We start from the raw sequence: 12,701 nt of genomic DNA, 5'->3' as shown, positions 1-12,701 counted from the left end.
AAGCAGAGCATAACCCGCGACGACGATACGGTTGCGTTCCGACGCCTAACGTCCTAACCTCACCGTAGCGACGATACGGACCCGTCCCATCGCCAGCCGACGCCCCGACCCCGTCGAAAGCGACCCTCGTGACTGTGACCACCGCGCCACCACCGACCCCCGCCCCGGAGAACCCCAAGGGCCGGACCAAGGGCCGGACCAAGGGCAAGGACAAGCGCCGGCACCAGGCCCCGGACCCCATCGCCGCGCTGGCGGCAGCCCACGGCCTGACCCTCAGCGGAGCCCGCCCCACCCTCCCCCGCTACCTCGCACAGCTCTGGGGCCGGCGCCACTTCGTGACCGCGTACGCCACCGCCCGGATGCACGCCCAGTACAGCCAGGCCAGCCTCGGCCAGGTCTGGCACCTGATGACCCCGCTGCTCAACGCGGCCGTCTACTACTTCATCTTCGGCATCGTCATGCACGCCAGCCACGGCGTCCCGGACTACGTGCCGTTCCTGATCACGGGCGTATTCGTATGGGACTTCATCGGAAGCTGCGTCAACGCCTCCACCCGCGCCGTGCAGTCCAACCTCGGCCTGGTGCGCGCCCTGCACTTCCCGCGCGCCTCGCTGCCCCTGTCCACCGTCGTCCAGCTCTTCCAGCAGCTGCTGATCACCATGGGCGCACTGATCGTCCTGCTGCTCGCCTTCGGCCAGACCCCCGCCCTGAGCTGGCTGCTCGCCTTCCCCACCCTCCTCCTCACGGCCGCCTTCTGCGCCGGCTGCGCCATGACCATGGCGCGGATCGGAGCGAAGAGCCCGGACGTCAGCCAGCTGATGCCCTTCGTCCTGCGGACCTGGATGTACGCCTCGGGCGTCATGTGGTCGATCGACCAGATGCTCCGTACGGACCACCTGCCGGACTGGGTCTCGATGGCCCTCAAGCTGAACCCCGCGGCCGTCTTCATCGACCTGATGCGCTTCGCGCTCATCGACTCGTACACGGCGGGTCAGCTCCCGCCCCACGTCTGGCTGATCGCCCTGGGCTGGGCGCTGCTCGCCGGCGTCGGCGGGTTCGTCTTCTTCTGGAAGGCAGAGGAGGAGTACGGCCGTGGCTGACACCGCTACCGCAACCCCGGTCGAGACCCGGACCCCGACCGTCATCGCCGACGAGGTCCACGTGATCTACAGGGTGCACGGCTCGGGCGGCCGCAAGGGCGGCGCGACCGCCGCCCTGAGCCGGATGTTCTCCCGCGAGCCCGCTCCCGGCATCCGCGAGGTGCATGCCGTCAAGGGCGTCAGCTTCACCGCGTACAAGGGCGAGGCCATCGGCCTGATCGGCACCAACGGCTCCGGCAAGTCCACCCTGCTGTCCGCCATCGCCGGCCTCCAGCCGGTCGCGCGCGGCCGGATCTTCTCGCACGGCCAGCCGTCCCTGCTCGGCGTGAACGCCGCCCTGATGAACGACCTGACCGGCGAACGCAACGTGGTCCTCGGCGGCCTCGCCATGGGGATGTCCAGGCAGCAGATCCGCGAGCGCTACCAGGGGATCGTCGACTTCTCCGGCATCAACGAGAAGGGCGACTTCATCTCCCTGCCCATGCGCACCTACTCCTCCGGCATGGGCGCCCGCCTGCGCTTCTCCATCGCCGCCGCCAAGGACCACGACGTCCTGATGATCGACGAGGCCCTGGCCACCGGCGACGCCGCCTTCCAGCGCCGCAGCCAGGCCCGCATCGAGCAGCTCCGCGAACGGGCCGGCACCGTCTTCCTGGTCAGCCACGGCATCGGCACGGTCCGCGCCACCTGCGACCGCGCGATCTGGCTCGAATCAGGCGTCCTCCGCATGGACGGCCCCTCGAAAGAGGTCTGCGACGCGTACGAGGAATTCACCAACCGCCGCTGAATCCAGCCGCTCCGGCGTTTGAGGAGCGGGGGTCCGGGGGCAGCGCCCCCGGGAAACGGCGGCGCACCCGCCCACGACGCGCCGCACCACGAACGGGCCGGGCCCGGAACCCCAAAGGGGGTTCCGGGCCCGGCCCGTTCCATCAAGCCGGCCCGCCAGGGCTACGCGTGCGCCCTCAAGAGCGACCGCATCGTCCGCATCGCCACCGACAGGTTCGCCAGATCGAAGTCGTCCGACCCCTGAATCTCGTCCAGAGTCGTCCGCGCCCGCCCGATGATCGCCGCGTTCTTCTCCTCCCACGCCTTGAAGCGCTCCTCGGGAGTCGAGGTCCCGTTCCCGACCGCCAGCACGTCCGCGGTCAGCGCCGCGTGCGCCGAGAACAGGTCCTCGCGGATGGACGCGCGGGCCATCGACTGCCAGCGGTCGGCCCGCGGCAGCTCGATGATCCGGTCCATCAGCTGGGTGATGTCCAGCCGGTCGGCGAGGTCGTAGTACACCTCGGCGACGGCCAGCGGCTCGACACCCGTACGGTCCGAGATCGCGACGATGTCCAGCGTCGGGAAGGCGGACGAGAAGCCGGCCACCTTGGCCGCCAGCTCCTCCGGCACGCCCTCGCCGATCAGCTCGCCCATGACGGCCTCGTACCAGTCCAGGTCCGCGCCGCGCACCAGCTTCGGCAGGTCCGACCAGACCCGCTCCACCCGCTCGGCGAAGAACTCGATGGTCTCGGTGATCTGGAGCGGCTGCGGCCGGTTGTTCAGCAGCCAGCGCGTACCGCGCTCGACCAGCCGCCGCGAGTGCAGCCGGATCCGGGTCTGGACGTCGGCGGCGACCACGTTGTCGAGGGCCTCGACCGCGTCCCACACGCCGGCCAGGCCGAAGATCTCGCGGGCCGCGAGCTGCGCCCGGACGATCTCCTCCAGGGAGGCCCCGGTCTCCTCGCGCAGGCGGTGCAGGAAGGTCGAGCCACCGCTGTTGACGGTGTCGTTGACCAGCACCGTGGTGATGATCTCGCGGCGCAGCGCGTGCCCGTCGACCTGCTCGGGGAACTTCGCGAGCAGTGCGCCCGGGAAGTAGGCGTGCAGCAGGCGGTCGAGGTACGGGTCGTCCGGCAGCCCGGTGTGGACGAGCTCGTCCGCCACCGTGATCTTGGTGTAGGCGAACAGGACGGCCAGCTCCGGCTGGGTCAGGCCCTTGCCGGTGTTCAGCAGCTCGCGGAGCTGCCGGTCGTTCGGCAGGAACTCCAGGGCGCGGTCCAGCAGGCGGTCACGGCCCAGGCGGCGCATGAAGCGCTGCTGGGCGTGGAGCAGACTGGGGGCCTGGGCGGCGCCGTTGGCCAGCGCCACGTTCTGGGCGTAGTTGTTGCGCAGCACCAGCCGGCCGACCTCGTCGGTCATCTCGGCGAGGAACTTGTTGCGCTGCTTGACGGTCAGGTCCCCGTCGGCGACCACCGAGTTCAGCAGGATCTTGATGTTCACCTCGTGGTCGGAGGTGTCCACGCCCGCACTGTTGTCGATGGCGTCGGTGTTGACCTTGCCGCCCTCGCCGCCGGCGCCGCTGCGCGCGAACTCGATGCGGCCGAGCTGGGTCAGGCCCAGGTTGCCGCCTTCGCCGATGACCTTGGCCCAGACGTCGGAGCCGTTGACGCGGATGGCGTCGTTGGCCTTGTCGCCGACGTCCGCGTGCGTCTCGGCCGTCGCCTTGACGTACGTGCCGATGCCGCCGTTCCACAGCAGGTCGACGGGGGCCTTGAGGATGGCCTGCATCAGCTCGGCGGGGGTCATCTTGGAGACGCCCGCATCGATCCCGAGGGCCGCGCGGACCTGCGCGTTGACCGGGATGGCCTTCGCGCTGCGCGGGTGGATCCCGCCGCCGGCGGACAGCAGCGAGCTGTCGTAGTCCGCCCACGAGGAGCGCGGCAGGTCGAACAGGCGCCGGCGCTCGGCGTAGGAGGTCGCCGCGTCCGGGTTCGGGTCGATGAAGATGTGCCGGTGGTCGAAGGCCGCCACCAGGCGGATGTGCTCGGAGAGCAGCATGCCGTTGCCGAAGACGTCGCCGGACATGTCGCCGACGCCGACGACCGTGAAGTCCTGCGTCTGGGTGTCGTGCCCGAGCTCGCGGAAGTGCCGCTTGACGGACTCCCAGGCGCCGCGGGCGGTGATGCCCATGCCCTTGTGGTCGTAGCCGGCCGAGCCGCCGGAGGCGAAGGCGTCGCCCAGCCAGAACCCGTAGGACTCGGCGACCCCGTTGGCGATGTCGGAGAAGGTCGCGGTGCCCTTGTCGGCGGCGACGACGAGGTAGGTGTCGTCCTCGTCGTGGCGGACCACGGCCTTGGGGTGGACGACCTCGCCGCCGACCATGTTGTCGGTGATGTCGAGCAGCGCCGAGATGAAGATCTTGTACGAGGCGATGCCCTCGGCGAGCCAGGCGTCGCGGTCCACCGACGGGTCGGGGAGGTTCTTGGCGACGAAGCCGCCCTTGGCGCCGACGGGCACGATGACGGTGTTCTTGACCATCTGCGCCTTGACCAGGCCGAGGATCTCCGTACGGAAGTCCTCGCGGCGGTCGGACCAGCGCAGGCCGCCGCGGGCGACCTTGCCGAAGCGCAGGTGGACGCCCTCGACGCGCGGGGAGTAGACCCAGATCTCGAAGGCCGGACGCGGGGCCGGCAGGTCGGGGATGGCCTGCGGGTCGAACTTCATCGACACGTAGGAGTGCTGCTCGCCCGCGGAGTCGAGCTGGAAGAAGTTCGTGCGCAGCGTCGCCTTGATGAGGGTGAGGAAGGAGCGCAGGATCCGGTCCTCGTCCAGCGAGGCGACCTGGTCCAGGGCCCCGTCCAGCTCCTCCATCATCGCGTCGACGAGCTCGGTGCCCGCGGACTGGCGGCCGGGCGACATCCGGGCCTCGAAGAGGGAGACCAGCAGCCGGGTGGTGTGGACGTTGTTGCGGAGGGTGTCCTCCATGTAGTCCTGGCTGAAGGTGGCACCGGCCTGGCGCAGGTACTTGGCGTACGCGCGCAGGACCACGGCCTGCCGCCAGGTCAGTCCGGCGCCCAGCACCAGGGTGTTGAAGTTGTCGTTCTCGGCGTCGCCCCGCCAGACCGCCGAGAAGGCGTCCTGGAACCGCTCGCGGGCGTCGTCGCCGAGGTAGTTGGCCGTCCCGGCGCCGTCACCGCTGCCGGTCGCCAGCGGCATCCGCAGACCGAAGTCGTAGATCCACGCGTTGGAGCGGTCGGTGCAGCGCAGCTCGTACGGCCGCTCGTCGGTGACTTCGACGCCCAGGCGCTGCAGGACCGGCAGGACCGCGGAGAGCGAGACCTGCTCGCCCGTCCGGTAGATCTTGAAGCGGCGTTCGCCGGGGCCCGCGCCGACCGGCTCGTAGAGCGACAGCGCGAACTCGCGGTCGCTCGCGGACAGCCGCTCCAGGTGGCACAGGTCCGCCACGGCCGAGCGCGGCGAGTGGTCGGCCTTGTAGCCCTCGGGGAAGGAGTTCGCGTACTTGCGCAGCAGCTCGGCGGCGCGCTCCTCGCCCAGCTCCGCGACGAGCGCTTCGCCGAAGCCGTCGGCCCAGGAGCGGGCGGCCTCGACCAGGCGCGCCTCGATGCGCTCCACGTCGGCGTCGGTCAGGACGGGCAGCTCGGTGCCCTGCGGGACGCGGACGACGAAGTGGATGCGGGAGAGGATCGACTCGGTGTTCCAGGCGGTGAAGTCGACGCTGATGCCGTCGAGCTCCTCCTGCAGGATCGCGATCAGCCGCAGCCGCACGCCGGTGGTGTAGCGGTCGCGCGGCAGGTAGACCAGCGCGGAGTAGTAGCGCCCGTACTCGTCCTGGCGCAGGTACAGCCGCAGCCGGCGGCGCTCCTGCAGGTACAGGACGGAGGTGGCGATCTCCTGGAGCTTGTCGACCGGCGTCTGGAACAGCTCGTCGCGCGGGTAGGTCTCCAGGATCTGGAGCAGGTCGCGGCCGTCGTGGCTGGACGGGGCGAAGCCGGCGCCTTCGAGGACCTCGGCGACCTTGCGGCGGATGACCGGGACCCGGCGCACCGACTCGGTGTACGCGGCGGAGGAGAACAGGCCGAGGAAGCGGCGCTCGCCGACGACGTTGCCCTCGGCGTCGAACTTCTTCACGCCGACGTAGTCGAGGTACGAGGGGCGGTGCACGGTGGAGCGGCTGTTGGCCTTGGTCAGCACCAGCAGGCGGTGCTCGCGGGCCTTGGCGCGGGCATCGGCCGGCAGCCGGTTGAAGGACGGCGAGACGGGGTGCGCCTCGTCCTGGCCGTGGTGCAGCGGGTCGGAGCGCAGGATGCCGAGGCCGGTGCCGGGCACGGCGGCCAGGGAGTCGCCGTCGACGAGGTTGTACTCGCGGTAGCCGAGGAAGGTGAAGTGGTCGTCGGCGAGCCAGCGCAGCAGCTCACGGGCCTCTTCGAGCTCGTACTCGCGCAGGTCCGGGGCGGTCGGCTCGTCGGGCAGCTCCTGCGCGATGCGCAGCGCCGCGTCGCGCATCTTCTCCCAGTCCTCGACGGACTCGCGTACGTCGGACAGGACGCGCTGCAGATCGGCGGTGATCTGCTTGAGGTCGGCCTTGTCGGTCTCGCGGTCGATCTCGACGTGGATCCAGGACTCGACGAGGGAGTCGTGGGGGCGCGCCGTGCGGGGACCGTGCGCGTCGCAGTCGGGGCCGAGGATCTCGATCAGCTTGCCGGCGACGTCGCGGCGGACGACGACCTGCGGGTGGATCACGACGTGGATGCCGCGCCCGTGGCGGGACAGCTCGTTCGTCACGGAGTCCACGAGGAACGGCATGTCGTCGGTGACCACCTCGACGACGGAGTGGCTGGAGGTCCAGCCGTTCTCCTCCACCGTGGGGGTGTGCACGCGCACGCTCGCGGTGCCCTGCGGTCGGTTCTCCGCGAGCCGGTAGTGCGAGAGTGCGGCCCCGAACACGTCGACCGGGTCCCGGTCGACGAGGTCCTCCGGGGCGGTGTGCAGGTAGTAGCGCTGGAGGTAGGCGAGAGTCGTGTCCCGGTCGGGACGCTCCCCCTGCTCGGACCCAGTCGGAAGTAGCCCCCCGGCCGGGCTGTTCTCAGCTACCCGTGCCGCCCGCGCGAGCAGCTCGGCCTTTGCTTCGTCCAGCTTGGTCTGCATGTCCTCTGGCTCCTGTCGCGCGCCATTGCGTGACGTAGGTGAAGGAAGGAATGGCATAGCACCGCGAGGCGGGGTGTCGGTGTCCGTTCGGGATCGACGCTATGCCGTCGAGAGAGGCCACCGGGAGGAAATCGGCCATGATCGGCAGGATGTCCCGGGGGCGGGGATCAGCGACGGCCCGGGCACCGTGGTGCGCCGGGCGCGGGCCGGAGGCTTCAGTGCCTCCGAGAACTATCGCGCTGATCACGGGTACCAGGCTATCTCGCTCCACCCCCGGCTCGTCATGAGCTGTATGTGTACAAAAGAGGGGGGGTAACTTTGACACTCTGGACAGGGACTGGCCCGGCCGTGCGTGCCTGGCCGGGCCGTCGTCGCTCTCCGCTCATCTTCCGGTCGCTATCCGGCCAGCTCGCGAGCAGTGCGTACGGCCTCCGCCAGGCTGTCCACGACGGGGACACCGGCTGATTCCAGACTGCCGCGGCTGTGCGAACCGCCGGTATAGAGGACGGCCCGCGCGCCGACGTGCGCGGCGGCCAGTGCGTCGTCCACGGCGTCTCCGATGAGGACCGTACGGCCTGCCGTCACTCCCGTCCCGTCCAGGGCTGCCATGTGGCGTACGAGGTGTCCCGCCTTGGTGGTGTGGGAGGGACCGGTACGCCCGTCGACGCGCAGGAAGTGCCCGTCGATCCCGTGCGCCCGGACGAGCGGGACGAGCTGCTCATGGGGCGCGAGGGACAGCAGCGACTGGGTGAGCCCGTCCGCCTGCCAGCCCCGCAGGAGTTCGAGCGCCCCCTCGGCGAGCCCCGCGTCCTCGGCGGCCACCCAGTAGTGGCGGTGGAAGGCCTCGTCCATGACCAGCCACTCGGCGTCCGTGGGGAGCCGGCCCATGAGTCGCTCGTAGAACTTCGGCACCGGTACGACGTACAGCTCGCGGTACCGCTCCAGGGTGATCGGCGCCAGGCCGAGCTCGGCGAAGGAGGCGTTGGTGGCGGCTATGACGGCGTCGATGTCGTGGAGCAGCGTGCCGTTCCAGTCCCAGACGATGTGCGGGGCCCCGGGCGCGGGGGCCGGGACCGCGGGCGCGGGCACGGCGGCCAGGCCCGCGGGCACCACGAGCGCGGGGCCCTCGGGTGTCGGGAGCACGGGCGCGGCGCCCTCGGATGCGGGGTTCTCGGAGACGGGGCTCTCGGACACGGGGTTCTCCGACACGGGGTTCTCGGACACGGGGTTCTCGGACGTCGGGTTCACTTCAGCAGCCCCGGGATCTCCTGGACCCCGAACCACAGCAGCTCGTGGTCCTCGGCTTCGTCGACGGTGGACCGCGCGTCCTCGTCGCCCCCGTCCGCGGCCCCAACGGCTGCCACGGCGGCGCTCACGTCCTCCAGGGCCTCTTCCGCGTCCACGTGCACCGCGGCCGCCACCGAGAGCCGTACGGCCCCACCGAGGGCCACCCGGCCGAGCGCGGCCTCGTCGACGCCGGGGGTGGCGGTGACGGCCGCGTCGTCCACGTCGACGGCCACCACGACCCGCTTGCGGGGCGCGGTCCCGTCCTCGGCGATCATCCGGAGCGAGGCGGCGGCGGCCCTGGTCAGGGCGGCGTACTCCAGCTCCTCGATGTCGTCCGACACGTACCACTCGCGCAGCCCGGGCGTGACGGCGTACGCCCGCAGCGGAGCCGGGCCCAGCTCACCCGCCCGGTGCGCCTCGGCGAGCCCGGGCAGGGTCAGGGGGACGTACACGCGCATGGCCGGCTGCTTTCGATAGTCGGAAACGCCCCCAGGATACGACCGGTGCGCGGCCGCTCCCCACCGAACGCAGCCCCGGGGCCGGGCTCCGTCCGTGACGGCCCGCGTCCCCCTTCGGGGTGCCGCCGCGGGGCCCGCCGGCGTCCACTTCGCTCCCGGCGGGACCCGGGGCGAGGCCCGGGGGCGGCCGGGGACCGACCCGGATAGGTGAAGGCGTGCCGGGCCCGGGGAGGCCCCGCGGCGTCGTTGCGGAGCGTGTTCGCGGCCCCGTAGAAGTCCCCTACCAAGTTACCGCCCGGTACCACTCCGGGCCCGGACACCAGGGACGGCCGCGATGCCCACCAGCACACCCCGCACCACCGGGACCACGCCCGCCGTCCCCACCGGGGTCGCCCGGCGCCCCGGAACCACCGGCAGCGGGACCCCCAGTACGGCCGGCAGCGCCGGTGCCGGCACCGGCCCCGGCCGCGGCTCCGCGAGGCCCGCCGGCACCGGCCCCGGCACCACGAGGCCCGGCCGCCGCCACGACCGGCGCCGCCCGCCCGCGGGCATCCACCGCGGCCCGCACCACTGGTTCGCCGAGCGGCTGCTCGCCGTCCTCAGCGGGCGCCGCCCGGTGCACTCCCTGATCGGCCACACCATCGGCCCCGCCTACGACCAGCTGATCACCCTCGCCCCCGCCGGCCCCCCGCACGAGCGCGCGTACGACGCCCGCCGGCTCAGCCCCGTCCTCCACGGATGCGGCCGCTTCACCCCCGGTCCGGGGGTCATCGAGGCCTTCGCCCGCATCGCGACGGGCGACCGCCTGACGGCGCTTGCCTTCCGCCTGGAACAGGGCCCCGACCTGCGCTGGCGCTGCGCCGCCGTGGAACTCCACGGCCCGCGCCCGTGACCCCGCCCGCGAACGCCGCCGGGGCCGGACCCCACGCACAGCGTGGTGTCCGGCCCCGGCGGTGATCCCGCGAACGGCGGGGGGTTACTTCTTGCGGCGACGGCCGCCCGTGGCCTTCGCGGCCTTGCGGCGCTCCGCGCGCGTCATCCCGGCGTCGTCACCGGAATCCGCGTCGAAGTCGCCCTCGACGACGCCGCCCTCACCGTCCACGGTGGGAGCGGAGAAGTGCAGCCGGTCCGGCCGCTGCGGGGCGTCCAGACCCTTCGCCCGGATCTCCGGCTTGGTCAGCGACGGACCGGAGTCCGAGACCAGGACCTCCTCGACCTGCTGCTCGACCTGGACCTCCAGGTTGAACAGGTAGCCGACGGACTCCTCCTTGATGCCCTCCTGCATGGCGTTGAACATGTCGAAGCCCTCGCGCTGGTACTCGACCAGCGGGTCCTTCTGGGCCATCGCCCGCAGGCCGATGCCCTCCTGCAGGTAGTCCATCTCGTACAGGTGCTCGCGCCACTTGCGGTCCAGCACCGACAGCACCACGCGCCGCTCCAGCTCGCGCATGACCTCGGAGCCGAGCGTCGCCTCGCGGGCCTCGTACTGCTCGTGGATGTCGTCCTTGACGGACTCCGCGATGAACTCGGCGGTGATGCCCGCTCGGTCGCCCGCGGCGTCCTCCAGCTCCTCCACCGTGACCTTGATCGGGTAGAGCTGCCGGAAGGCGTTCCACAGCCGGTCCAGGTCCCACTCCTCCGCGAACCCCTCGACCGTCTCGGCCGTGATGTACGCGTCGATCGTGTCGTCCATCATGTGACGGATCTGCTCCTGGAGGTCCTCGCCCTCCAGGACGCGGCGGCGCTCCTTGTAGATCACCGTGCGCTGGTTGTTGAGGACCTCGTCGTACTTCAGGACGTTCTTGCGCGTCTCGAAGTTCTGGGTCTCCACCTGCGACTGGGCCGAGGCGATGGCCCGCGTGACCATCTTGTTCTCGATCGGCACGTCGTCCGGCACGTTCGCCATCGACATGACGCGCTCGACCATCTGCGCCTTGAACAGCCGCATCAGGTCGTCGCCGAGCGACAGGTAGAAGCGCGACTCGCCCGGGTCGCCCTGTCGGCCGGAGCGGCCGCGCAGCTGGTTGTCGATGCGGCGCGACTCGTGGCGCTCGGTGCCCAGCACGTACAGCCCGCCGAGCTCCTTGACCTCCTCGAACTCCGCCTTCACGGCCGCCTCGGCCCGCGTGAGCGCCTCGGGAAGGGCGTGCGCCCACTCCTCGATGTGCTCCTCCGGGTCCAGGCCGCGCTGGCGCAGCTCGGCCTCGGCCAGGTCGTCCGGGTTGCCGCCGAGCTTGATGTCGGTACCACGGCCGGCCATGTTCGTGGCGACCGTGACGGCGCCGCGACGGCCCGCCTGGGCGACGATCGTCGCCTCGCGGTCGTGCTGCTTCGCGTTCAGCACCTCGTGCGGGATGCCGCGCTTGGAGAGCTGCTGCGAGAGGTACTCGGACTTCTCGACCGACGTCGTACCGACGAGGATCGGCTGGCCCTTCTCGTGCTTCTCCGCGATGTCGTCGACGACGGCGGCGAACTTCGCGACCTCGGTGCGGTAGATCAGGTCCGCCTGGTCCTTGCGGACCATGTCGCGGTTGGTCGGGATCGGGACGACACCGAGCTTGTAGATCTGGTGGAACTCGGCGGCCTCGGTCATGGCCGTACCGGTCATGCCCGACAGCTTCGAGTACAGGCGGAAGAAGTTCTGGAGGGTGATCGTGGCGAGGGTCTGGTTCTCGTCCTTGATGTCCACCCCTTCCTTCGCCTCGATCGCCTGGTGCATGCCCTCGTTGTAGCGGCGGCCGGCCAGGATGCGGCCGGTGTGCTCGTCGACGATCATGACTTCGCCGTCGATGACGACGTAGTCCTTGTCGTTCTTGAAGAGCTCCTTGGCCTTGATGGCGTTGTTGAGGTAACCGACGAGCGGGGTGTTCACCGACTCGTAGAGGTTCTCGATGCCGAGCCAGTCCTCGACCTTCGCGACACCGGACTCGTGGATGCCGACGGTGCGCTTCTTCTCGTCGACCTCGTAGTCGCCGGTCTCCTCGATGCCCTTGAGGGGCTGGCCGGGCTCGCCCTTGGTCAGGCGCGTGACCAGCTTCGCGAAGTCCGCGTACCACTTGGTGGCCTGGTCGGCCGGGCCCGAGATGATCAGCGGGGTACGGGCCTCGTCGACGAGGATCGAGTCGACCTCGTCGACCACGGCGAAGTTGTGGCCGCGCTGGACGAGCTCGTCCTGCGACCACGCCATGTTGTCGCGGAGGTAGTCGAAGCCGAACTCGTTGTTCGTGCCGTACGTGATGTCGGCGGCGTACTGCTCACGGCGCTGCGCCGGAGACATGTTCGCCAGGATGCACCCGACCTCCAGGCCGAGGAACTTGTGCACCCGGCCCATCATCTCGGAGTCGCGCTCGGCGAGGTAGTCGTTCACCGTGATCAGGTGGACGCCCTTGCCGGACAGCGCGTTCAGGTACGCGGGCAGCGTGCCGACGAGGGTCTTGCCCTCACCGGTCTTCATCTCGGCCACGTAGCCGAGGTGCAGCGCCGCGCCACCCATCATCTGGACGTCGTAGTGACGCTGGCCGAGCACGCGCTTGGCGGCCTCGCGGACCGTCGCGAAGGCCTCGGGCAGCAGGTCGTCCAGGCTCTCGCCGTCCTGGAAGCGCTGCTTGTACTCGTCCGTGAGCGCACGCAAGTCGGCGTCGGAGAGGTTGACGAAGTCCTCTTCGATGGAGTTGACCTGGTCCGCGATGCGGTGCAGTTTTTTGAGGATCTTGCCTTCGCCTGCACGCATGAGCTTGTTGAAGACGGACACCGAGGTTTGTCTCCTTGCCGGTCGGGCCTGGCACTGGTTCGTGCACGGGCACGGAGGGTGGGCCCCACCGCAACGGCCATCGTAAGCGAGGACGCGGTCGCGTCGGGAGGTCCGCACTGCCGCGGGGCTGGACTGCCCGGAAATGAGAACGTGCGAGGGGCACCGAAGGTGCCG

General features: G+C 70.6%; 7 protein-coding genes. 3 read left to right on the top strand and 4 right to left on the bottom strand.

Going from position 1 to position 12,701, the window contains the following annotated elements; all coding sequences use genetic code 11:
• Positions 1–128: 128 nt before the first annotated feature.
• Positions 129–1,100 (top strand): ABC transporter permease, encoded by a 972-nt coding sequence (locus tag AC6CKD_RS11625; protein WP_498326996.1) that lies wholly within the window; start codon positions 129–131, stop codon positions 1,098–1,100.
• Positions 1,093–1,887, top strand: coding sequence for an ABC transporter ATP-binding protein (locus AC6CKD_RS11620; protein WP_498326994.1), 795 nt, complete (start codon positions 1,093–1,095; stop codon positions 1,885–1,887). The genes AC6CKD_RS11625 and AC6CKD_RS11620 overlap by 8 nt, the downstream gene beginning before the upstream one ends.
• Positions 1,888–2,048: 161 nt before the next feature.
• Here AC6CKD_RS11620 and AC6CKD_RS11615 read toward each other — a convergent pair whose 3' ends face one another.
• The 3 genes from AC6CKD_RS11615 to AC6CKD_RS11605 form a co-directional block, all read right to left on the bottom strand.
• Positions 2,049–7,031 carry an NAD-glutamate dehydrogenase gene (locus tag AC6CKD_RS11615; protein ID WP_498326993.1) on the bottom strand — a complete coding sequence of 1,661 codons (4,983 nt, stop codon included), beginning with the start codon at positions 7,029–7,031 and terminating at the stop codon, positions 2,049–2,051.
• Between the two features lie 396 nt (positions 7,032–7,427).
• Positions 7,428–8,120 (bottom strand): HAD family hydrolase, encoded by a 693-nt coding sequence (locus AC6CKD_RS11610; RefSeq protein WP_498327557.1) that lies wholly within the window; start codon positions 8,118–8,120, stop codon positions 7,428–7,430.
• Positions 8,121–8,275: 155 nt separating this feature from the next.
• Complete coding sequence (locus AC6CKD_RS11605; protein WP_498326992.1) at positions 8,276–8,776, bottom strand: DUF6912 family protein; 501 nt, start codon at positions 8,774–8,776, stop codon at positions 8,276–8,278.
• A 334-nt stretch (positions 8,777–9,110) separates the two neighbouring features.
• Here AC6CKD_RS11605 and AC6CKD_RS11600 point away from each other — a divergent pair, with 334 nt between their 5' ends.
• A complete protein-coding gene (locus AC6CKD_RS11600; RefSeq protein ID WP_498326991.1) occupies positions 9,111–9,668 on the top strand; it encodes an Rv3235 family protein in 558 nt (185 codons plus the stop codon).
• An 84-nt stretch (positions 9,669–9,752) separates the two neighbouring features.
• Here the strand turns inward: AC6CKD_RS11600 and secA are convergent, their stop codons facing one another.
• Positions 9,753–12,527, bottom strand: a complete 2,775-nt coding sequence (gene secA, locus AC6CKD_RS11595) for a preprotein translocase subunit SecA (RefSeq protein ID WP_498326990.1) — start codon at positions 12,525–12,527, stop codon at positions 9,753–9,755.
• Between the last annotated feature and the right edge of the window lie 174 nt (positions 12,528–12,701).

Source organism: Streptomyces sp. GQ60 (assembly GCF_059758875.1).
This window is presented reverse-complemented; position numbering and strand designations above follow the sequence as displayed.

Coding starts and splice junctions, on each gene's coding strand:
- AC6CKD_RS11615 (WP_498326993.1), bottom strand. CDS start 7,031: ATGCAGACCAAGCTGGACGAAGCAAAGGCCGAGCTGCTCGCGCGGGCG.
- AC6CKD_RS11605 (WP_498326992.1), bottom strand. CDS start 8,776: ATGCGCGTGTACGTCCCCCTGACCCTGCCCGGGCTCGCCGAGGCGCAC.
- AC6CKD_RS11600 (WP_498326991.1), top strand. CDS start 9,111: ATGCCCACCAGCACACCCCGCACCACCGGGACCACGCCCGCCGTCCCC.